24 protein-coding genes are annotated in these 20,829 nt (G+C 67.9%); 7 read left to right on the top strand and 17 right to left on the bottom strand.

Annotated elements, in window-relative coordinates; all coding sequences use genetic code 11:
* Positions 1 to 20 precede the first annotated feature (20 nt).
* On the top strand, positions 21 to 320 hold the full coding sequence (locus tag DFW101_RS12855) for a hypothetical protein (RefSeq protein ID WP_009181959.1): 300 nt from the start codon (positions 21 to 23) through the stop codon (positions 318 to 320).
* A 199-nt stretch (positions 321 to 519) separates the two neighbouring features.
* On the opposite strand, the gene DFW101_RS12850 is transcribed toward DFW101_RS12855, so the two are convergent.
* A complete protein-coding gene (locus DFW101_RS12850) occupies positions 520 to 1,818 on the bottom strand; it encodes a phenylacetate--CoA ligase family protein (RefSeq protein ID WP_009181958.1) in 1,299 nt (432 codons plus the stop codon).
* Positions 1,819 to 1,853: 35 nt separating this feature from the next.
* On the bottom strand, positions 1,854 to 2,720 hold the full coding sequence (locus tag DFW101_RS12845) for an EamA family transporter (protein ID WP_009181957.1): 867 nt from the start codon (positions 2,718 to 2,720) through the stop codon (positions 1,854 to 1,856).
* A 234-nt stretch (positions 2,721 to 2,954) separates the two neighbouring features.
* Here DFW101_RS12845 and DFW101_RS12840 point away from each other — a divergent pair, with 234 nt between their 5' ends.
* Together DFW101_RS12840 and DFW101_RS12835 are read left to right on the top strand one after the other, a co-directional pair.
* Positions 2,955 to 3,512 (top strand): PH domain-containing protein, encoded by a 558-nt coding sequence (locus DFW101_RS12840; RefSeq protein ID WP_009181956.1) that lies wholly within the window; start codon positions 2,955 to 2,957, stop codon positions 3,510 to 3,512.
* 1,009 nt (positions 3,513 to 4,521) lie between these two features.
* The gene (locus DFW101_RS12835) at positions 4,522 to 5,268 is read left to right on the top strand and encodes a precorrin-8X methylmutase (RefSeq protein ID WP_009181954.1); all 747 of its coding nucleotides are present in this window, start codon (positions 4,522 to 4,524) and stop codon (positions 5,266 to 5,268) included.
* Here the strand turns inward: DFW101_RS12835 and cls are convergent.
* Complete coding sequence (gene cls / locus DFW101_RS12830) at positions 5,240 to 6,655, bottom strand: cardiolipin synthase (protein ID WP_009181953.1); 1,416 nt, start codon at positions 6,653 to 6,655, stop codon at positions 5,240 to 5,242. The two genes, DFW101_RS12835 and cls, sit on opposite strands and share 29 nt — an antisense overlap.
* A 143-nt stretch (positions 6,656 to 6,798) precedes the next feature.
* On the opposite strand from cls, the gene DFW101_RS12825 reads away from it, so the two are divergent.
* The gene (locus DFW101_RS12825) at positions 6,799 to 7,404 is read left to right on the top strand and encodes a hypothetical protein (protein ID WP_009181952.1); all 606 of its coding nucleotides are present in this window, start codon (positions 6,799 to 6,801) and stop codon (positions 7,402 to 7,404) included.
* A gap of 86 nt (positions 7,405 to 7,490) precedes the next feature.
* On the opposite strand, the gene DFW101_RS12820 is transcribed toward DFW101_RS12825, so the two are convergent.
* The 6 genes from DFW101_RS12820 to DFW101_RS12795 are packed head-to-tail and all read right to left on the bottom strand — an operon-like array spanning position 7,491 to position 11,071.
* Positions 7,491 to 8,768, bottom strand: a complete 1,278-nt coding sequence (locus tag DFW101_RS12820; protein WP_009181951.1) for a histidine kinase — start codon at positions 8,766 to 8,768, stop codon at positions 7,491 to 7,493.
* A gap of 45 nt (positions 8,769 to 8,813) precedes the next feature.
* Complete coding sequence (locus DFW101_RS12815) at positions 8,814 to 9,698, bottom strand: HesA/MoeB/ThiF family protein (RefSeq protein ID WP_009181950.1); 885 nt, start codon at positions 9,696 to 9,698, stop codon at positions 8,814 to 8,816.
* A gap of 38 nt (positions 9,699 to 9,736) precedes the next feature.
* Entirely contained in the window at positions 9,737 to 9,973 is a 237-nt protein-coding gene (locus DFW101_RS12810; protein WP_009181949.1) for a MoaD/ThiS family protein, read from the bottom strand.
* A complete protein-coding gene (locus DFW101_RS12805; RefSeq protein ID WP_009181948.1) occupies positions 9,970 to 10,284 on the bottom strand; it encodes a hypothetical protein in 315 nt (104 codons plus the stop codon). Before DFW101_RS12805 ends, DFW101_RS12810 begins: the two co-directional genes overlap by 4 nt.
* A gap of 8 nt (positions 10,285 to 10,292) precedes the next feature.
* A complete protein-coding gene (locus DFW101_RS12800; RefSeq protein WP_009181947.1) occupies positions 10,293 to 10,826 on the bottom strand; it encodes an acyl-CoA thioesterase in 534 nt (177 codons plus the stop codon).
* On the bottom strand, positions 10,823 to 11,071 hold the full coding sequence (locus DFW101_RS12795) for a hypothetical protein (protein WP_009181946.1): 249 nt from the start codon (positions 11,069 to 11,071) through the stop codon (positions 10,823 to 10,825). The genes DFW101_RS12800 and DFW101_RS12795 overlap by 4 nt, the downstream gene beginning before the upstream one ends.
* A 248-nt stretch (positions 11,072 to 11,319) precedes the next feature.
* On the opposite strand from DFW101_RS12795, the gene DFW101_RS12790 reads away from it, so the two are divergent.
* The gene (locus DFW101_RS12790) at positions 11,320 to 12,501 is read left to right on the top strand and encodes an MFS transporter (protein ID WP_009181945.1); all 1,182 of its coding nucleotides are present in this window, start codon (positions 11,320 to 11,322) and stop codon (positions 12,499 to 12,501) included.
* A 99-nt stretch (positions 12,502 to 12,600) separates the two neighbouring features.
* On the opposite strand, the gene DFW101_RS12785 is transcribed toward DFW101_RS12790, so the two are convergent.
* Positions 12,601 to 13,476 carry an NmrA family NAD(P)-binding protein gene (locus tag DFW101_RS12785; protein WP_009181944.1) on the bottom strand — a complete coding sequence of 292 codons (876 nt, stop codon included), beginning with the start codon at positions 13,474 to 13,476 and terminating at the stop codon, positions 12,601 to 12,603.
* 203 nt (positions 13,477 to 13,679) lie between these two features.
* Here DFW101_RS12785 and DFW101_RS12780 point away from each other — a divergent pair, with 203 nt between their 5' ends.
* Positions 13,680 to 13,922, top strand: a complete 243-nt coding sequence (locus tag DFW101_RS12780) for a hypothetical protein (protein ID WP_009181943.1) — start codon at positions 13,680 to 13,682, stop codon at positions 13,920 to 13,922.
* A gap of 11 nt (positions 13,923 to 13,933) precedes the next feature.
* On the opposite strand, the gene DFW101_RS12775 is transcribed toward DFW101_RS12780, so the two are convergent.
* Genes DFW101_RS12775 through flgB form a run of 7 tightly spaced genes read right to left on the bottom strand, consistent with a single transcriptional unit; the run spans position 13,934 to position 19,859 of the window.
* The gene (locus tag DFW101_RS12775; RefSeq protein WP_009181942.1) at positions 13,934 to 15,259 is read right to left on the bottom strand and encodes a FliI/YscN family ATPase; all 1,326 of its coding nucleotides are present in this window, start codon (positions 15,257 to 15,259) and stop codon (positions 13,934 to 13,936) included.
* Complete coding sequence (locus tag DFW101_RS12770; protein WP_009181941.1) at positions 15,246 to 15,992, bottom strand: FliH/SctL family protein; 747 nt, start codon at positions 15,990 to 15,992, stop codon at positions 15,246 to 15,248. Before DFW101_RS12770 ends, DFW101_RS12775 begins: the two co-directional genes overlap by 14 nt.
* Positions 15,979 to 16,977 (bottom strand): flagellar motor switch protein FliG, encoded by a 999-nt coding sequence (gene fliG, locus DFW101_RS12765; RefSeq protein WP_009181940.1) that lies wholly within the window; start codon positions 16,975 to 16,977, stop codon positions 15,979 to 15,981. The genes DFW101_RS12770 and fliG overlap by 14 nt, the downstream gene beginning before the upstream one ends.
* A 6-nt stretch (positions 16,978 to 16,983) precedes the next feature.
* Positions 16,984 to 18,624 (bottom strand): flagellar basal-body MS-ring/collar protein FliF, encoded by a 1,641-nt coding sequence (gene fliF, locus DFW101_RS12760; RefSeq protein WP_009181939.1) that lies wholly within the window; start codon positions 18,622 to 18,624, stop codon positions 16,984 to 16,986.
* Positions 18,625 to 18,667: 43 nt separating this feature from the next.
* Positions 18,668 to 18,994, bottom strand: coding sequence for a flagellar hook-basal body complex protein FliE (gene fliE, locus DFW101_RS12755; protein WP_009181938.1), 327 nt, complete (start codon positions 18,992 to 18,994; stop codon positions 18,668 to 18,670).
* Positions 18,995 to 19,006: 12 nt separating this feature from the next.
* Positions 19,007 to 19,447: a flagellar basal body rod protein FlgC gene (gene flgC / locus DFW101_RS12750; RefSeq protein WP_009106570.1), complete on the bottom strand. Its 441-nt coding sequence runs from the start codon at positions 19,445 to 19,447 to the stop codon at positions 19,007 to 19,009.
* Between the two features lies 1 nt (position 19,448).
* Positions 19,449 to 19,859, bottom strand: coding sequence for a flagellar basal body rod protein FlgB (flgB, locus tag DFW101_RS12745; RefSeq protein WP_009181937.1), 411 nt, complete (start codon positions 19,857 to 19,859; stop codon positions 19,449 to 19,451).
* 373 nt (positions 19,860 to 20,232) lie between these two features.
* Here flgB and DFW101_RS12740 point away from each other — a divergent pair, with 373 nt between their 5' ends.
* Positions 20,233 to 20,805, top strand: coding sequence for a tetratricopeptide repeat protein (locus tag DFW101_RS12740; protein WP_009181936.1), 573 nt, complete (start codon positions 20,233 to 20,235; stop codon positions 20,803 to 20,805).
* Positions 20,806 to 20,829 lie beyond the last annotated feature (24 nt).

The raw sequence follows: 20,829 nt of genomic DNA, 5'->3' as shown, positions 1-20,829 counted from the left end.
CCAACCGCCGGAGAAAAATCATGCCTCTTGTCAAGAAGATCCTTGCCGCCACCGTCCTGGCCCTCCTCACCGTGCTGGGCCTGTCCCTGACCTCCCGTCCCCAGGCCGGGCCGGCCGCCACCGGCCCCCGTCCGGCCCCGGCCCCGGCCCGGGCCGACCTGGCCGAGGCCGTCTTCGCCATGGTCCTGGAAAACGCCCGTACCGCCGGCATGACGCTCCCCGAGCCCATGGGCCTGTGCCAGGCCTGCGTGGCCGCCCACCTGGGGCTGCCCGGCGAAAGCGTGCGGGAGCGGTGCGACAGGGCCTGCGGCCTGCGCTAGCGGGGCGTTCGCTAAAAAAGATGTTACTATTTTTTAGATAAATAATTATTTAAGCATGTTGTCCTCGAAATCCATATGCAGGAATTTCGAGAACGCGACACGAGCGGGAGAGGGGACGGGGGAGGAAAGAGAAGATGCCTCCGGCGGCCAAAGGGGGGGTCACCCCCCTTTGGAAACCCGGGGCGGGGAACGGGGAGGGTTAATCCTCGATGCCGTTTCGGTCGTCGATGACGCGCCGGGTCTTGCCGCAGCTGCGCGGCAGGCTGCCCGGGGCCAGGATCTCGACCCAGCCGCGCACGAACAGGTGCTTTCGCAGCTCGATGGAGATGGCTTCCGACAGGTTCTGGTCCAGGTCCGCTCCGGCGGCGGGCCGCCGCTCGACCTTGACCACCATCTGGTCCCGGCCGTCGTGGCGCAAAAGCCGGATCTGGAATTCGCTGTCCACGTCCTTGAAGCCATCGAGCACGGCCGCGATCTGCCCGGGATAGATGTTGACGCCCCGAAAGACGAACATGTCGTCGGAGCGGCCAAGAATCCGGTCGTGGCGCGGCAGGGACAGGCCGCACGGGCAGGGGTCGGGCAGAAGCCGGGTCAGGTCCCGGGTCCGATAGCGGATCAAGGGCGCGGCCTCCTTGCAAAGGCTCGTCACCACCATCTCGCCCACCTCGCCCGGGGCCACCGGCGCGAGCGTCACGGGATCGAGGACTTCCAGGATAAAAAGGTCGGCCCAGTAGTGGATGCCGTCGTGGGCCGCGCACTCGAGGCCCGAGCCCGGACCGTAGAGCTCGGTCATGCCCGTGATGTCGTAGCTCTCCTCGATGCCGAGCCACTGCTCGAAGCGCCGGCGCATCTTGTCGGTGTGGGTCTCGGCCCCGAAAATGACTTTCTTGAGCTTGATGCGCTTTCGCAGGTCCCGCTTGTGGACCTCCTCGGCCAAAAGCAGCGCCATGGAGGCCGTGGAGCACAGGCAGGTGGCGCCGAGGTCTTCCAGAAGCTGGAGGTGGATCTCCATGTTGCCCGGTCCGACCGGCACGGCCATGGCCCCGAACCGCTCGCAGCCGAGCTGGAACCCGGCCCCGGCCGTCCACAGGCCGTAGCCCACCGTGATCTGGACCCGGTCGCGGGGGGTCAGGCCGGCCAGCTCGTAGCAGCGGGCGAACATGTCCTTCCAGGTATCGATGTCCCGCTGGGTGTAGGCCAGGATCTTGCGCTTGCCCGTGGTGCCGGACGAGGCGTGGATCCGGACCACGTCTTCCTCGGGCACGGACAGCAGCGGCAGGGGATAGCCCTGGCGCAGGTCCTCGACCGTGGTCACGGGCAGGCGGGCCAGGTCATTGAGCGTCAGCTCCTGGCCCGGCTCGTAGCCCGAAGCGGCAAGCCGCTCCCGGTAGACGGGGTTGCCGGCAAAGGCGTGGCGGCAGGTCCAGTTGAGGCCCTCGGCCTGCCTGGCGGCCAGGGCCTCGGGGGAAAGTTCGGGCAGGAAACGGTAACGGCTCATGACGGGCTCCGGGATAGCAAGATCGGTTGGGCCTCTTATCCGAAAACCGCGATAAAGAAAACGCCCGCCACCATCAAAAGCGCGCCGGGCAGGCGATGGGCCAGATCGGGCTCCCGGAAGACGGCCGCGCCAAGGAGCACCGCGAACACGATGCTGAGCCTTTTGACCGCGATGACGTAGGCGACCTGGGTCTGGGGCAGGGCCAGCATCTGGCAGAAGATGCCGACGGCCTCCAGGCAGCCGGCGACCAGAAGCGGCCACGGCAGGCCGGCCAGTTGGCGCACCACCCGCCCCGGGCGCGCCAGGACCGTCGGCAAAAGGGCGAGGGTCGTGGCGGTGTAAACGGACGCGCCCCACAGGGCCGGGGAGGAGGCGGTCAGGCCAAGCTTGTCCAGGTTGGCCCCAAGGCTCCAGATGACGGCCACCAGGAGCATCAGCCGGGAGCCCGGGTTGGTCACGAGGGCCCGGACCGGGCCGAGCAGGCCGTGGCGCCGCTCCCGGAGATTGAGGACGTAGGCCCCGGCCACGACCAGGGAGACGCCGGCGAGGCCGGCCGGTTCCGGAAACTCGCCCACGGTCAGGGGCGAGGTGGCGAGCAGAAAAAGCGGGGTGAAGGCCAGCATGGGCAGGGTCAGGGACAGGTCGCCGCGCTTGAGGGCCTGGCCGTAGAGCCAGTAGGTGAGGCCGCCCAGGGCCCCGGCCACGGTCAGAAGCGGCCAGAACGAGGCCCCGAGGGGCGGGGCGGGGCTTGCGCCCGCGCCGATCCACAGGACGGCCGAGGCGGACGCGGTATAGACCAGCATGGCCAGGCCGGCGTCGGTCGTGCCCAGGGATTTCTTGAGAAAGGTGTCCTTGACCGCCTGGGTCAGGGCCGTGGTGCAGGCCAGGAAAAACCAGCTCATGGGCCGCCGTCGGGGATGCGTGTCGGCCCGGGGGCCGCGCGCGGACCTTACAGACCGGAGAGGGGGACGGCAACCGCCCTTTCCACCCGCCCGGTCCCCCCCCTCTGCGGCCGGGACGGGACGGGATGGAAATATCGGGTCGGAGCGTTGCCCCCCGCCGCATTGTATGCAACCACATCCTGGACGGCCCGCCGGGAATGCGGGCAGGCGGGCGCACCGCCAGGGGAGGTGACCATGGAGTGGGGCCAAGTCTTCGCCATGGCGGCCAGTTCCATCCGGACGGGGTGGCTGACGGCCCTGTTCGGCGGCATGCTGGTGTTGTGGGTGGGATTTTTCCTTTTTCTTTCCTTCACCATCCAGCGGGCGGCCCAGGCCGAGATCGCGCTTCGAAACGGGACGCTGGTGGTCAAGGGCGGGCTCTACGGCCGGGAGATTCCCCTGGCCGACGTGGACGCGGACGCGGCCGTGCGCCTGGACCTCGGCCAGGCCGGGCCCAAAAGCCTCAAGTGGCGCACCAACGGCCTCGGGCTCCCGGGGCTGGCCGCCGGCTGGTACAGGCTGTCCGACGGCGAGAAGGCGCTGGTCTTCGTGACGGACAAGGGGCGGGCCGTGTACGTGCCCACCCGGCAGGGCTTCGCGGTGGTGGTCAGTCCCGACGATCCGGCCCGGTTCCTGGACGCCCTGCGCCGGGAGGGAAAAAACCTTTCCCCGGCCGGGCCGCCCCGGCCCCAGGGGCCGAAGCCCCAGGCTCCGGCGGACGGGACGCCGCCGCCCCGGACCCCGGTCACCTAGGGTCGCGCCCATGAAAAGCATATACTCTTTTCATAAATAACCATTTAAGATGATTATTTTTTATTAAAAAAAACCCGGCGTATTTTTCAAGGATCGCAACACCCGAGACCCGCCGGGCCGGATCGTGCCGGCGGGCCTTTAAGCCACGGCAGGCGGGGCGGCCGCGCCTCGGCCGCCCCGCCACCGGGCCTTTCCCTGGGCGCTCCCCCAAAAAACAAACGGCCGGATCCCGAGGGATCCGGCCGTCGTCGTGGGGTTGAGGGTTCTGGAGGTGATGGGATGCTATCGGGCTTGCCGCGGATGGCCCGCGGCCTGCTTGCGGTTCGATCGGGCAGCCGTTGCCGCGTCCAGACGCCACTGGTCCGCGGCAACGGCTCCTGCCCCGCTCCCGGCCGTTGCCGGATGCGTTGCAGCCATTTCTAGTAGAATTGAGAATAAGAATCAAGATCAAAATGCAGTTTTTTTCGATGTCCCCGGCTTGTCCGCCACGGACCCGCATCGGGCCAAGGAGGCCGCGCCGGGGCGGGACGGGACGGGACGGGACGGGACGGGACGGGACGGGCCGGGGCCGGCGGCGGGCAGTCCGCCACCTGGACCAGGGCTAAGGCCACGGGTTCCCCGTCGGCGGGGGGAAACGCCGTGGCCTTGGCCGCGCCCGGGTCCCTTTTCGCAAAAGGCCGCCCCGGGGCCGGATGGACGGGGTGCCTGCCGCCGCCGACCCGGGAGCTGCCGCCGCGAAAATTCTTTCCTGCCCCAGGCGACCCCCGGAGGCTCCGGCCCATTGCGCCGGGCCGCCTGCGGAACCGCTGGCGATACCATACCACCATACGCCAAAAAGAGAAGGTGCCAGGCCGGCGCGGGGCACGTTTTTTACAACATCATTCAGAACTTCTTGTCCATATATTTGTACTGAATTTATTTTCGTAGCACGATCAGCCAATCCCGCCCTCTCCGGCCACGCCTTGGCCGGGCCGGCAAAGACGGATACCGTGGCGCAACGAGGTACCCCATGCACGATCCCCACGCCATCCTGCCCATCACCGCGCCCGAGGCCATCGAAGCCAGATCCCTGGCCATCATCGACGCCGAGGTCCCCGAGCCCCGCCCCTTTGACGGGCCGCGCTGGGACATCGTGCGCCGGCTCATCCACACCACGGCCGATTTCGAACTGCTGGACCTGGTCCGGTTCTCGCCCGGGGCGGTCGAGGCCGGCCTGGCCGCCCTGGCCGCCGGGGCCACCATCGTCACGGACACGGAAATGGCCCGATGCGCCATGCCGCCGCGCCGGCTCACCCCCCTTGGCTGCACGGTCCGGTGTCTTTTGAACGACCCCGACGTGGCGGCCACGGCCACCGCCTCGGGCGGCACCCGGGCGGCGGCCGCCGTGGACGCGGCCCTGGCCACCCTGGCCGGGCCCCTGGTCTTTGCCATCGGCAACGCCCCGACGGCGCTTTTGCGGCTGTTAAAGCGCCTAAACGAGGGCGCACCCGCGCCGGCGCTGGTCATCGGCATGCCGGTCGGGTTCGTCAACGCGGCCGAGTCCAAGGCGCTCCTTATGACCCATGGCGACGTGCCCTGGATCACCGTGTCCGGCCGCAAGGGCGGCTCGGCCCTGGCCGGGGCCACGGTCAACGCCCTGGCGATCTTGCTGCTGGAAAGGCAGGAGAGGAAGATGCCTCCGGCGGCCGGGGGAATCATTCCCCCCGGACCCCCTGAAAGGGGGCGGCCTAGAGAATGGGCGAGAGCAGGCGGCTGAGCATCACGGCCGTCTTGAAGACGAACGTCCGGTCCTCGTAGTCGTCGGCCGAGACCGGCTGGCAGCAGGCGAAGTCGGCCAGGAGCATGGCCTCGACCTGCCGGATGAACTCCGGGTCGGCCACGGCCATGGTGATCTCGAAATTCAGGCGAAACGACCGGTTGTCGCAGTTGGCCGTGCCGACCGAGGCCATGACGTCGTCGACCAGGATGACCTTCTGGTGCAAAAAACCGTTGACGTAGCGGTAGAATTTGACGCCCAGGGTTTCGAGGTCCGGCAGGTACGAGAACGAGGCCAGGTAGACCAGCTTGTGGTCCGGGTGCAGCGGCAGCATGATGCGGACGTCCACGCCGCGAAGGGCGGCCAGTTGCAGGGCCGAGGTGATCTCCTGGTCCGGCACGAAATAGGGGCTGACGATCCACAGCCGGTGGCGGGCGGCGGTGATGGCCTGGAGGAAAAAGAGGTCGCAGGACTCGATGTCGTCGGCGGGCCCGGTCGGCAGGACCAGGACCGGCATGTTGCCGGCCTTGGCGTGGCGCATTTCCCAGTCGAGGGCCAGCGTCTCCCGGGTGGCCCAGTACCAGTCCTCGGCAAAGGTCAGCTGCACGAGCGACACGGCCGGCCCCAGGCAGCGGATATGGGTGTCGCGCCAGTGCCCGAGGCGCTGGCTTTTGCCCATGTACTCGTCCCCGACGTTGTGCCCGCCCACGAAGGCCGACCGGCCGTCCACCACCACGATCTTGCGGTGGTTGCGGAAATTGAGCTGCAGGCGGTTTCGCCAGCCAAGGGTGGTGTTGAAGGCCGAGACGCGGACCCCGGCCTGGCGCAGGCTGTCCAGGTAGGCCGCCTCCAGCGTGTGGCAGCCGATCTCGTCGTAGAGGAGATGGACCGCCACACCGGCCCGGGCCTTGGCCACCAGCCGGTCGCGCAGGGCCCGGCCGATGGTGTCGTCGCGGATGATGAAAAACTGGACCAGGACGTAGGATTGGGCCGCGTCGATGTCGGCGAAGATGGCCTCGAAGGTGGCCTGCCCGTCGATCAAGAGCGTGACCGCGTTGCCCGAGGTGAAAGGCAGCTCGGCCAGCCGTTCGAGGACCGGGAAAAGCCCGGGCAGGTCCGGGGCGCGCGGATCGGGAAAGGCGCGGAAGTGGTCGAGTTCCGGAGCCAGGGCATCCACCACCCGGTCGCCCTCGCGCCGGGAGGCCACGTAGCCGAGAAACCGGTTGCGGCCGAGGATCCAGTAGAGCGGCACGGCCACATAGGGAAAGGTGATCATGCCCATGACCCAGGCCATGGCCCCCTGGGGCGAACGGGCCGTAAACAGGGCCCGGGCCGCCGAGGCCACGCCCACGGCGTGGCAGATGCCGAGCACGATCAACAGGAACATGCGTCTCTCCCGCGTTTGGCGGCAGGGCCGCGCCGCCGGGGGGCGGCCCCATCGCTTGACCTGCCATGGGACTGCTTTATACCGAGGCTGACAAACCGGCAAGAAACGTTCTGGAATCGTTCGCCAAACCCCCTGGAGCCCCCATGCCCGAAAACGCCCTCGACCTGGCCCTTAACGCCCCGGTGGCGGCCACGGACGGCCCCCTTGGCCGCGTGGCCCATGTGATCATCAATCCCGAGTCCGGCACGGCCACGCACCTGGTGGTCCGGGAGGACGCCCTGCCGAACACCCTGCGCCTCGTTCCGAAAAAATACTGCGGCCAGGCCGGCCCGGGCGCGGTGACCCTGACTATCTCGCGCAAGCGGGCCGGGGAACTCAAGGAATACATCCAGGCCGACTACTACCCGCCCTCGTTTTTCCTCGGCCTGGCCAAGGCGGAGGAAACCAGGCTGCCGATCGCCCCGTCGGGCTGGACCTTCGAGCATCCGGCCACGCCCGAGGGCTCTGTCGCCCTGGCCGGGCACGAGCCGGTCCTCGCCACCGACGGCAGGGCCGGCCGGGTGGACGGGGTGCTGGCCGATCCGCACACCGGCCGGGTCACCCACCTGCTCCTGCGCCAGGGGCATCTGTGGGGCGCGCGCGAGGTGCAGGTCCCGGCCGGGCTGGTCAGCCGCTACGAGGATGGGCAGGTGGTCCTGTCCGTGGACAAGGCGGCCCTAGGCGCCCTGCCGGACGTGCACGCGGGATAGCCGGCGGCGCTGCCGCAACCGTCGTCCGGCGGCCGGCCGGGCCGCTCGGACGGGCCGGGCCGGCCGGCGGGCTTCGTCGGCCGCCCTCAGGAGGCCGCGCCGTCCTCTTCCCCGGGTTCGAGGTCGAGGACTTCCTCGCCGCCGATGTAGGGCATGAGGATGGGATTTTCCACGGCTTTGAGCAGGTTGGCGATGGCCTGTCTGAGGCGGTTGACGTTTTCCACGATCAGATTCACATACTGCATCTTTTTTTCGACTTCCATCCGCTCGACGGTCAGGCCGAACAGGTGGCGCAGGGCGGCCGGGGCCAGCGGCGGCCAGGGACCGGGCACGAGCTGCATGGCTTCGTTTATGAGCCCCGTTGCGATCTCGTCCTCGTTGTCGAGAAAGTCCTCGCAGTCTTCCAGGATCAGTTCCGCGCCGTTCTTGATGATGGCCAGCACGTTGTTGCCGACATGGGCCATGCCGCCGGCCGCCTTGGCCAGGGCGTCGCGGCCGAGTTCCAGCCGCCGGCCCACGGTCAGGGACACGATCCGGGCGCAGTCGGCCAGGAAATCGGCCTCGTAGCGGTCGAAGAACTTGGGCTTTTTCGAATAGAGCATGATGAGCCCGAAGGCGTTGCCGTCGGGTTCGCGCAGGAAAAAGGACAGCCGGCAGCGGAAGCCTTCGAGGTAGGGCACGCAGTCGATGGATTCGCCGCCGCGCTCCGGGCCTTGCAGGTTGTTGGAGACCACGAAGAGGGCCTCGGGGTCGGCCACGGACCGCATGACCGGATGGTAGGGCAGGGTCTCTTCCATGAACCGCACGAAAATGGGGGTGGCCCGGCCGGTGTGGGTGTTGGCCGCGATGTTGACCCACTGGCCCTCGTCGTCGCGCAGGCGGCAGACGTAGAGGTCGGCCTTGAGCTCCTTGAGCATGATCTCGGCGCTCTGCTCCAGGATCTCGTCGGCGGCCTGGAAGTCCTGGCCGGCGTTTATCAGCTCGTAGAGGATCTCGAGCATGAGCTTGGCCTTGTCGTGGGCCTTTTTAAGGAGGCCGAACCGGTATTCGAGCTGGACGAAGCCCGGGTTGGCCCGGCGCAGGTCCTCGATCTTGTGGGCCTTGACGATGTCGAGCTCCCGGCGCACCGAGGTGAGCGCCGTCAGCATGGACTCCCAGTCCGTGACCGGGGTCTCCGGCGCGGCCAGGCTGGGCAGGACGGGCAGAACGTCGAGCGAGGTCTTGATCGACAGCATGAGGTCGGCAATGGCCACGCGGACCGCCGGCGGGGCCGAACCGATGATGTTTTGCAGGCGCTCCCCGAGCGCGAACCCCGTCAGCAGCAGCGGGGTGGCCAGGAGACAGCAGTCCGATTTGAGAGTCATGTGGCGTCCTTGGGCGGCCGGAAAAAAGCCGCGCCTTGACGCCTTTTAGCGCGTCCGCCCCGCCGTGTCACCAGGGGCGGCCAGGACGATGGTGTCAAAGCGCATGGTCTCGAAGTCGGCCACCAGGGCCTTGCCGGCCAGGGCCGGGGCGCGGCCGGCCAGCAGGCGCACCACCTCGGCCGCCTGGAGCGCGGCCACGGCCATGACCGCCGCCGACGGGCAGCCGAGCGTGTCCTCGGCCGACCGGCCCCTGGCCGACCCGGCGAAAAGGTCCAGGGGCGAGGCGGCCCCGGGCAGGACCGTGGCCACGATGCCGGTGTAGCCGGCCACGGCCCCGGTCACCAGCGGGATGCCGCGGCTGCGGGCGGCCGCCGCCAGGGCCGGCCGGTCGGCCAGGCCTCCCAGGGCGTCCACGGCCACGTCCGCGCCGTCAAGGAGGGCCAGCATGCCGGGGCCGTCCAGGAAGCCGGCGTGGGCCGTGAAATCGACCGACGGATTGACGGCCGCCGCCCGGGCGGCGGCCACCACGGCCTTTGGCGCGCCCAGGGCCGATACGTCGGCGAGGAGCTGGCGGTTCAAGTTGGTCTCCTCGAACACGTCGCCGTCGGCCGCCGCAATGGCGCCGACCCCGGCCCGGACCAGGTTTTCGAGCAGCCCGCCGCCAAGGCCGCCAAGGCCCACCAGCCCCGCCTTGGAAGCGAGCAGCCGGGCCTGCTCGGCCAGGGAAAAGGCGTGGAGGTTGCGGGCGTAGCGCAGGGGGCAGACCCCGGCGCCAAGGGCCGCCATCTCCACCTGGCGGGCCGGCAGCCCAAGGGTGGCGGCCAGTCCGCACACGGCCTCGGCGGTCAGAAAAAGGCCCGGCTTCCCGTCCGGAAAGGTCCCCTGGCAGGCGGCGGCCGTGACGGCCTCGCCCAGACGATCCTGGTTCATGCCCCGATCCTCCCCTTTGGTCGCGGCCGGTCCGCCCCCTACCCGCCGGTGATGGGGGGCACGAAGGAGACGGTGTCGCCCGGCCCAAGGCGGGTATTTTGGTCCGCCGGCCGGCCGTCGACCAGCACCGTGCCGATGGCCGCCCAGTCGAGCCCGAGCAGCGCGGCCGCATCCCCGGCCGTGGCCCCGGCCGGCAGGACAAGCCTCCCGTCCGGCGGGGCGTGGCGGGCCAGGGTGGCCAGGGCCCGCACGGTCACGGCAACGGATTGGCTCACGCCTGGCCTTCGGGCGCCTCGCCATCGGGCGCCTCGATCCAGCCGGCCAGGGCGTCGATGATCTTTTTGGCCTGGTCCCGGCTGGAGATGGCGAACTTGGACTGGACCCGGTAGGTGTCCCCGGATTTCTTGTAGCGCCGGATGGCGTAACGGTCCGGTCCGTAGGCCTCCTTCTTGGGGTCCCACTGGACGAACCGGAAGAGGATGGTGGTCCAGGCGCCGCGCGTCAGGATCACCTTGTCGAGCTCCTTGGTCAGCATCACGCCGTCTTCTTCGTAGTTGACGGTCAAATCGTCGATGGTCTCGGCCACAATGCACCTCAATCGTTTTTTTCGGATTGGCCTTGGCGCTGGGAATCGCGCTCGCGGCGGCGTTCGTGAAGCCTGGCCTCGCGTCTGGCCGCGGCCTCGCGGTTGCGGCGGCGGTCGTCCTCGTTTTCGAGGACCAGCGGCGGCACGGCATGGGGCCGGCGGTCGGCGTCCAGGGCCACATAGGTCAGGTAGGCGGATCCGGCGTGCCGGGTTTCGCCGGTGATGGGATTTTCGCACTCCACGCGCACGCCCACTTCCATGGAGGTGGCCCCGACCAGATTGATGCTGGCCAGAAAGGTCACCACCTCGCCGATGTAGGCGGGTTTCAGGAAATCCATGCGGTCGATGGAGGCCGTGACCACGGCCGAGCGGGCGTGGCGGATGGCCACGATGCCGCCGGCCGTGTCGATGTATTTGAGGATGACGCCGCCGTGGACGTTGCCGGCCGGATTGGCGTCCGACGGGAGCATCCGCTGGGGCATGACCACGCGGCTGGCCGAAACGGGCTTGGGGTCAAGGGACCGGGGTTCGGAGGGCGTCATTTGATGTTGTACCCCTTTTCCTTCATGCATTCGTCCACAATGGCCTCCTGCCGGTCCGAGGCATCGCCGGCCGATTTGACCAGGGCCGTGGAGACATAGGCCCGGGATTCGCAGTCCTGGTAGTCGGCGTCGACCGCGGCCTGCGGCACGTTGTCGGATTGGGGGCCGGGGCTGAACATGGTGGTGCAGCCACAGGTCAGGGCGGCCAGGGCAAGGCCGCTCGCGGCGACGAGACGTCGGAGCATGGGGAAGCCTCCTTGGGGCGACGGGATGGCGGGCGGCCCGGATGGCCGCAGGAAATCCTTAGCGTTCCTTTGGGCCCGGGGTCAATGCGGGGGTGCTATTCCCGGGCAAAAGACGGGTGCGGTCGGCGGCTCCAGGCGGCGCCGGATGATCGTTGTCATTCTTCCTACCTTGACGCCGGCCTCGACGGCGCGGTACCCCGCCCCTTCGCCGCCAGGCCAACCCCAGCCGTCCACCGCAGTGCCGCCGTATGTCCAACCCCGCCAGTCCGCGCCTTTTTTCCTTTGAATTCACGACGCTTTGCCTGTTGATCTTCCTGTCCTACTGCAACATCTCGGTCTTCTACAGCCTCTACGTCTACCTCGACGCCCTGGGCATCCCCCCGTCCTGGCGCGGGCTTCTTATTGGCGCCTCGTCCCTGGCCACCATGGCCGCCTATCTGGTGGCCAGCCCCTTTCTGACCACGACAAACGCGCCCCGGGTCGCGGCCTGCGGCGTGGCCGTGCTCCTTGGCTGCGGCGCGGCCTACCTGGCCGCCGTCTCGCCCCTGGCCCTTCTGGCCGTGCGGCTGGCCAACGGCCTCGGCGTGGCCCTGGTCTCGGCCGCGGCCATGACGCTTCTCGTGGCCGTCATTCCCCCGGCCCGAAGCGGCCAGGCCTTTGGCATGTATTCCGTGGCCATGCTGCTCCCCTATTCCATCGTGCCGCCGGTTTTCGACTGGGTTTCGCCCCTGCGCCTGACCTATCCCCAGGGCTATGCCGCCATGGCCCTGACCCTGGCCCCGGCCCTGGCCGTGGTCTTCGTCCTCGGCCGCCGGGTGCGTCGGCAGGCCCCGGCCGGCAAGGCGGCCCGGCCGAGGCTCGGCGACATGGCCCGCAATGCCGCCAAGCGGCCGGTGTCCCAGCTTTTGGCCGTCAACGCCATGTACTACCTGAGCTTTGCCGCCCTGTTCTTCCTGGCCAAAAGCCTCTTCCAGGCCCGGGGCCTGGCCCACGTGGGCGTTTTTTTCTCCATCCAGACGGCCTGCATGCTGCTCTTGCGGATCTTCGCCAACCGGATCTTCGACGTGGTGCCGAAAATCCGGCTGATCCGCTTCTGCTACGCCGTCACGGGCGGCACGTTCCTGCTGCTCTTTTTCTTCCCGGGCCAGGCCATGGCCTACGCGGCGGCCGTGCTGCTCGGGCTTGGCATGGGCGTGGGGTCCCCGTCCTTAAACGCCCTCATGTTCGAGCTGTCCGAGCCGCCCTACCGGAGCGTAAACGCCAACCTGATGATGCTCTCGCTCCAGGGCGGGAGTTTCTGCGGTCCGATCCTCGGCGGCGCGGCCGTGGCGGTCTGGGGCTATGGCGGGTTTCTGCTGGTCGGAGCCGGGGCCTGTCTGGCCGGCCTGGCCATGGGCATCGGGCTTTTGCCCCGCCGCGCCCCGGACTGAGCCGGGCGCGGCGGGACGGCGGGACAAGAGGCGGCGGCGCGAACCGGCCCCGGTGGCCCGAAGGTCCGGCCCGGGGCGGGCGTCATGGCGGCTTGCCTGTCATGTGGCGCCCTGGTCTGCGACCAGTTTGGCGACCACGGCCTTAAGCGCCGTCTCACCCCGGTGGTGTTCGGTCCAGCCGCCCTCGAAATCGATCCAACCCGAATTGATGCCGTCGAGCATTTCCAGGCGCGGCTGCGGATGGGTCGCGCCCTGGGCCCGGAAGCGCTCCTCCCAGGTCTCCCGGGCGGCCGCCACGGCCCGCACCGGCCGGCCCAGGACCTCGCCGAGGACCCGGGCCAGGTCGTTTGGCGCATACCGGCGCGGCCCCTCGATTTCGATGACCCGGGTTTCCTTCAGGTCGGCGATGAGGGTCAGGGCCGCCACCCGGCCGATGTCGGCCGTGGCCACCATGGGGATCGCCCGCTCGATCGGCGAAAGAAAGCTCGTGATCTCGCCTGTTTCCCGGGCCGGCCCGATGTCCCAGGCCGCGTTTTCCATGAACCAGGCCGCCCGGATGAAGGCCGTCGGCAGTTCCCCGGCGCACAGGGCCTCTTCGAGCATGTGGAACTGGGTGATGAGCCCAAGGCCCGTGCCGCGGTGGGCCCCGATGGAGGAGAGGGCCACGACCTTGCCCGGCCGGGCCGTTTCCAGGGCCTCGACCAGGCCGACCAGGCAGGCCCGGGCCTCGGGAAAGCCCGGGGCCGGCGAGAACTGGCACGGGAGCATGGCAAAGACCCCGGCCGCGCCGTCAAAGGCCCTGGCCAGGGCCACGGCGTCCTCGTACGCGGCCACGGCCACGTCCGCGCCCTGGCGGGCCAGTTCCCGGGCCCGGGCCGCGTCGCGGACCACCACCCGGACCTCCCGGCCCAGGGCGAGAAGCGTTTCGGCCGTGGCTCCCCCGACCTGTCCCGTAGCCCCCATAACAACATCCATGGCGTGACCTCCTGGTGACATGCTGTCCGGCCGGCCGGCCGGCTGCCGGCGGGAATGGGCCATCCCCCGGATCGGCGCGCCGTCGCGGGCCGGGGACCGGAGTCTGATCGTACTCCTTTTTCAGGGGGCAAATGTCAAGGCGGGCCGGCCCGGGTTTACCGGCGCGGGTTTGCGGCGTAAAACCGGCCAAAAGGGAGGGATTTATGCACGGATGGTACGAATACGGCGGCTACGGCGGCGGGATCGGCGCGTTTCTGGTCACGCTCCTCATCCTGCTGGCCCTTTTCCTGGTCTGCCGGGAAATCGTGTGCTGGTACTGGAAGATCAACAAGGCCGTGGAGTTGCTCGAACGGCAAAACGTCCTGCTGGAGCGGATCGAGGCCCGGCTGTCCGCGCCTGCGGCTCCGGCGGCGGCCCCGCCCCTGGTCATGCCCCCCGCGCGTTAGCCGCTTCGCCCCTATTTGGCCCCGACCAGGGCCTTGACCGCGGCAAAGCTCTCCTCAAGGCTCTGGCTCTCGGCCACCTCCTGGCGCAGGTAGCCGTTTATCGGGCCGATCATGTCGATGGCCCGGTCGATCTCCGGGTTGGCCCCCCGGGCGTAGGCCCCGATGTTGACCATGTCCTCGACGCGCCGGTAGGTGGCCAGGAGCCGGATCAGGTCCCGGCCGGCGGCCAGCGCGTCCTTGGGCGTCACATCCGAACGCAGACGGCTGATGGATTTGAGCACGTCGATGGCCGGGAAGTGCCCCTGGTCGGCCAGGTCGCGGGTCAGGACGATGTGCCCGTCGAGGATGGAGCGCACGGCGTCGGCAATGGGCTCGTTGAAGTCGTCGCCGTCGACCAGGACCGTGTAGATGCCGGTGATGCTGCCGTTATTGTTGCGGCCGGCCCGCTCCAGGAGCTTTGGCAGCTGGGCGAAGACCGACGGGGTGTAGCCGCGCGTGGTCGGCGGCTCGCCGGCGGCCAGGCCGACTTCCCGGCCGGCCATGGCGAAGCGGGTGACGGAATCCATCATGAGGATGACGTCGTTGCCGGCGTCGCGGAAAAATTCGGCCATGGCCGTGGCCGCGTAGGCAGCCCGCATGCGAATGAGCGGACTCTGGTCGGAAGTGGCGACCACCACCACCGACCGGGCCATGCCCTCGGGCCCGAGGTCTTTTTCGATAAACTCCCGCAGCTCGCGGCCGCGCTCGCCGACCAGGCCGATGACGTTGACGTCGGCCTTGGTGTTGCGGGCGATCATGCCCATGAGCGTCGATTTCCCGACGCCGGACCCGGCCATGATGCCGACCCGCTGGCCCTTGCCGAGGGTCAAGAGGCCGTTTATGGCCCGCACACCCACGTCCATGGGCTCGCTTATGCGCGGGCGGTCCATGGGCATGGGGGCGTCGGCGAAAACGGGATTGAACCGGGCCGGAAAGATCGGCTCCCCGCCGTCGATGGGCGTGCCGAAGGCGTCGATCACCCGGCCGAGGTAGCGCCGGCCGACCGGAAAAAGGGGCGGCGTGCTGGTATTGCGGATGAGCGTCCCGGGCGCGATGCCGCGCAGGTCGCCGTAGGGCATGAACAGGCAGGCCCCGTCGCGAAATCCCACCACCTCGGCCGGCACCTCCCGGACGCTGTTCCCGTCGTCGGACAGCAGATGGCAGACCGACCCGACCGGAGACCGGATGCCCCGGCCCTCGGCAATGAGCCCGACCACCTTGGACACCTTGCCGAAGGTCCGGGCCGGCCGCATCTGCGCCAGGAGGGCCGTGGCCCCGGCCACGTCAAGGAGCGGCATCGGGGTCTCCGGGAGCGCCCAAATGGGCGAAAATCGTCTCCACTTCGGCAAACCGGCTGGCAATGGTGTTGTCCACCAGCCCGTCGCAGCACTCGAGGGCCAGGCTGCCGGGAATGAGCTCCGGGTTGCTGCGCACCAGCACCCGCTCGAGGCCCGGCCGCTCCTGGCCGGCCCGGGCGAGGAGTTCCCGAAGGAGCGGCTCGTCGTCGGGATGGACCGTCACGGTCAGGTCGGCCTTGGCGTCCATGAGCTCCAGGGACTCGTTCAAAAGATTGCCGAGGATCTCCTCGCGCCGGGCGTCGATGGCGGCCATGGTGGTCCGCTCCACGGCCAGGCGCAGCAGGTTGACAAAATCCTGACGGTGGGCTTCCCACAGCTTCCGGCGTTCCCCGGCCAGGGACTCGACCATGGTGCCGAGCGAGGCGGCCATCTGGGCCAGGTCGGCCTGGACCTGCTCCCCGGCCGCGGCCACGCCGGCGGCGTAGCCGTCCTGTTCGGCCTTGGCTTTGATCCGCTCGCCCTCGGCCATGGCCTCGGCGATGATGGCCGAGGCCTTGGCCTTGGCCTTGGCCCGGACCCGCTCCCAGAACTGGGCCTCGACCTCCTCGAAATGCAGGGGCGAACGCCGCGATTCGAGCTCCGAGACCGTGGTCTCGGCCTCCCCGGCCGTGCCCGGCCCGAGGATCACCCGGCCGGTCAGGACGCCGTCGGCATGGCCGTCAGATAAAGACATCCCCGCCTCCGCGGCCGATGGCGATCTTGCCCTCGGCTTCCAGACGCCGCACGGTCTTGACCACGTTCTGCTGGGCCCCTTCCACTTCGGCCAGCCGTATCGGGCCCATGATCTCCAGGTCTTCCTGGATCATGCTGGCGGCGCGTTCGGAGAGGTTCTTGAAAAACTTGTCGCGAAGCTCCTCGGAGGCGCCTTTGAGGGCCTGGGTCAGTTCCTCGTTGGAGACTTCCTTCAAGAGCTCGCGGATGGCCCGGTCGTCGAGAGCCTTGATGTCCTCGAACACGAACATGAGGTTTCTGATGTCCTCGGCCGTCTGGGCGGACTCTTCCTCGATCTCGGACAGGACCTCCTCTTCCGTGGCCCGATCCACGGCATTGAGGATCTCGGCCACGGCCGTGATGCCGCCGACCTTCTTGCCTTCCTTGCCGCCCATGGCGATCAGCTGGTTTTGCAGCACCTTGTCCACTTCGAGCAGCATGTCCTCGGCCACGGCCTCGAGCCTGGACAGGCGCATGAGGACCTCGGCCCGGACGCCTGACGGCAGGTTCTGGAGCAGTTCCGCCGCCTGGTCGGAGTGGAGGTGGCCGAGGATCAAGGCCAGGGTCTGGGGGTGCTCGTTTCGCAGGATCTGGGCCAGGATGCGCGGCGAGACGTTGCCGAGCTCCTGGAAGGGCGTGGGCCCGGTGTCCAGTTCGAGGGTGTCCATGATGTACTTGGCCGTGTCCGAATCGAGCGTCTTCGAGAGCATCCGCCGGACCTGCTCCGGGCCGCCCGTGACCATGTCCTTGCCCACCTGCAGGGTGTCGTTGAACTCCCGGACGACCTCCTCGACCTGGTCCTTGGGCACGGTCTCCATGTCCATCATGGCCTTGGAGATCCGGGCGATTTCCCGCCGGTCCAGGCGCTTGAACACTTCGCCCGTGAACTTCTCGCCAAGGGCCAGGCACAGCACGGCGGTCTTCTGGGGTCCGGTCATGGCGGGCATGTCGGGTTAGGCCTCCTGCTTGAGCCAGGATTTGAGGAGCGTCATCGACTGCTCCATGTTTTCCTCGAAAAGCTGCAGCGCCAGGTTCTTGGACAGTTCGAACTGCTTGGCGCCGTCGAGCATGGTCACCTCGTCGCCCTCCTCGGCTTCGGCCAGGGCCAGCCGGGCCTCGCCCTCGGGCAGCCGCTCCAGGGTCTCGATCTCTTCTTCCGTGACCCGGGGCCGGATCAGGGCCAGGACCACCGGCCGCACCACCAGGATGAGGAAGAGGAAGAGCAGCAGGCCGTTTAAAAAGGGCTTGCCCAGCCGCTGGGCGTACTCCAGCATGGTCTGCATCAGGCTCGGCTCGCCCGAACCGTCGGGCACGCCGAACTCGAAGCTCGACACCTGGATCTCGTCGCCCCGGGCCGGGTCGAGGCCGGCCGCCCGGGCCACCACCTGCTTGATGCGCTCCAGCTCCTCGGCCTTGCGCGGCACGAAGGTGAAGGTGTTTTTCCCTTCCACCTTTTCGTAGGTGCCGTCCACGATAACCGCTATGGACTGGCGCTTCAAGTCGCCGACCGGGGTGACGACGTTTTGCTCTTCCTTGTTGATCTCGTAGTTGGTGGTGCTGTTCTGGCGGCTGGACTTCTGGGTGGACTCGGTGCCGGAGTAGCCGTCGCCCCGGAAATTGGAGTTGGGCACGGCCGCGCCGCCGCCGCGCGGGGTGGTGGTCGCGCCCCCGGCGTCCACGGCCGCCGAGCCGGAGGTCGACTCTTCGGACTTCTGCTCGCTGCGCACGACCGTGACGTTGGGGTCGTAGAGCTCCTTGCGGACGGTGCGCTGGCTGAAATCCAGGTCCACGTTGGCCTTGGCCAGGGCCCGGCCCGGACCGACGATGGGGGTCAGGAGCTGCTCGATGCGGTTTTCGAGGTTGGCCTCGAAGGTGTTCTTGAATTCGAACTGGGTGGTGGACAGGCCGTCGAGGCCGCCGTCGGCCCGGGGCTGGTACAGGGACTGGCCGGTGGTGTCCGTGATGGTGATGTGCTCGGGAGTCAGGCCTTCGACGGACATGGCCACCAGATTGACGATGCCCTGGAGCTGCTTGGCGTCAAGTTTTTGGCCGCGCTTGAGGGTCAGGACCACCGAGGCCGAGGCCTTCTTCTGCTCCTCGATGAAAAGGCTTTTCTGGGGCAGCACCAGGTGGACCCGCGCCTTTTCCACCTGGGGAAATTCGGTAATGGTCCTGGACAGTTCTCCCTGCAAGGCCCGGCTGTAGTTGATGCGCTGGACGAAATCGGTCTGCCCGACCTTGAGCTGGTCGAAAAGCTCGAATCCCACGCCCTGGCCGTGCATGACGCCCTCGCCGGCCACTTTGAGGCGCTGTTCGTAGACCGCCTCGGCCGGGACCAGGACCGTGGTCCCGTTTTCCCGCAACTCGTAGGGGGTCTTGGAGGCTTTGAGGAGCTCCACCACCCGGGACGCGTCCTCGGGAGCCATGTTGGTGTAAAGAACCCGCATTTCCGCCTGGTTGAGAAGATAGACCATGACCAGGAAGGCTATGGCCATGGAGCCGGCCAGGCCGCCCAGAAGAATGCGTTGCGCCGCGCTGCGATTGGACCAGTACTGGATGAGCTTTTCGAAGGTCTGTGAAAGAAAGGGGGGCATGGCGATTCTCCCGGCGGATGGAGTTTGGCTTTACTGACGGCTTCTAGAACTGCATCTTCACGAGTTCGCGGTAGGCTTCGAGGACTTTGCCGCGCACGGCCGTGGTCATCTGCATGGCCACGCCGGCCTTTTGCAGATTGATCATCAGCTCATGCACGTTCTGTGTCTCGCCCGAGGCAAACGACTGCACCATGTCGCTTTTGGTGTTTTGCAGGTCGTTGACGTTCTTGAGCGAGTCCGTCAGCATATTGCCGAAGCCTTCGGCCGGGGCGGCGGGCTTGGCCAGCGACCGGGAGACCTTGCTGTCGATGGCCCCGGTGCGGGCCATGGCGTTCTGGTAGGCGGACAGGGCGATGGGGGGAATGGCCATGGAAAACCTCCGTTACCGCCCGATATCCAGGGCTTTGGTGAACATGTTCTTGACCGTGCCGATGGACGAACTCGAGGCTTCGTAGCTGCGCATGGCCGTGATCATGTTGGCCATTTCCTCGACCACGTTGATGTCGGGGTAGGCCACGTAGCCGTCGGCGTTGGCGTCGGGGTGGCCGGGTTCGTACTGCATGCGAAACGGCCGGTTGTCGTTGACCAGGCCCGTCACCTTGACCCCGGCCAGGTCGCGGTCCTGGGCGGACTGCATGGCCTTGGAAAAGGGCGCGTCCACGGGGGTGGATTCGAGCATCACGGACTTGCGCACGTAGGGGCCGGCGCCATTGACCGTGCGCGTGGTCTTGATGTTGGCCAGGTTCATGGAAATGGTGTTCATGAGCGTCCGCTGGGCGGACATGCCCGATGAGCCGATATCGAGTGCGGTAAAGAGGTCCATGCTACTTGCCTCCGTCCGTGATGACCCGTTGCAGGCCTTCGAAGTCCTTCTTGGTGATATCGGTCAGGGCGTTGTACATGAGCGTATTTTTCGCCATGATCGACATTTCCTTTTCCATGTCCACGCTGTCGAGGCCGGCCACCACCTGCGGCTTCCAGCCCATCTCCATGGTTCCGCTGAAGCCGCCCGCCCGGAAGGTCGAGGGCAGGTGGCCGGAACCGGTGCGCGTCATCTTTCGGTCGCCGTCGGTATTGAGCGCGGACTGGAGTTCCTTTTCGAACTCCAGCCGGTGGGCCTTGTAGGAGGGCACATCCTGGTTGGCCAGGTTGGACATGACGACATTCTGACGCTCCAGGCGCAGGTCCATGACCTTGCCAAGCAGCCCCAGATTATCCGAAAATATTGTTTTCATGCCGCTTTTCCTCGTTTTGCCCGATTTCCGGCCGGGCCGGGCCGACCGTGTTCGCGTTTTCACTGGGCAAAAACCGTTCCACTCGCCCCGATGCCCACGGTCGGCCGGGAATATTTTTCCCCGAACGACCGTTTCACTTTCTAATAAATCCATGCGTAAAACGCGTAAGCGGCCGGCAGACAAGCGGGAAGGCGGCCCGACCGGCCGGCCCGGGACCGGTGGCACGAGGCTTGCTTGAGTCCCGGTGCCCGGCAGGACGCGCCGCCGGCGCCGGCCCCGGGCCGACAGGACGCGAAACCACACGGCGCGACGCAACGCGCCACACCGGCGACGCCCGCATGCAACCCGGGGCGTCGGGAACGGAGGGGATGTCATGAGTGGGCAGCTGGATTATGAAATCAACAAGGAACTCGGCGAATGCTATCTGTTCATGGGCGACCTGGACAAGGCCGAGGAGTACTACGGCAAGGCCATGAGCAACAACGGCGTCCATGCCGACCCCTACCTGGGGCTGGCCACCATCGCCGTGCAGCGCGGCGAGCTGGAGCAGGCCATGACCCTGTACCGCAAGGCGTCCACCATCGAGGCCGATGACCGGTCCCTGTCCGGCATGGCGCTCATTGAAATGGAGCGCGGCGACGCGGCCGAGGCCTTCACCCATTTCAAGGGCGCGCTGGCCAAGAACCCCGAGAACCTGGTGGCCCTGTTCGGCCTGGTCCGCCTGGCCCACGCCGAGGAGCGGATCGGAGAGGTCCTCGACTACCTGCGGGACTACCTGTCCGTGGACCCGGCCAAGCACGAGGTCCGCTTCACCCTGGCCGGCTGCCTGGTCAGCCTCGGCCGCCACGCCGAGGCCGGCTGCGAACTGGACGCCATCCTGGTCCAGGATCCGGCAAACGACGCCGCCCGGGAACTGGCCGAGGAACTCAAGCGTATCGCCGCCTAGCCGGCCGTCCCGATTTTCCCCCCT

This window comes from Solidesulfovibrio carbinoliphilus subsp. oakridgensis (genome assembly GCF_000177215.2).
Classification (GTDB): Bacteria; Desulfobacterota; Desulfovibrionia; order Desulfovibrionales; family Desulfovibrionaceae; genus Solidesulfovibrio; species Solidesulfovibrio carbinoliphilus.
This window is presented reverse-complemented; position numbering and strand designations above follow the sequence as displayed.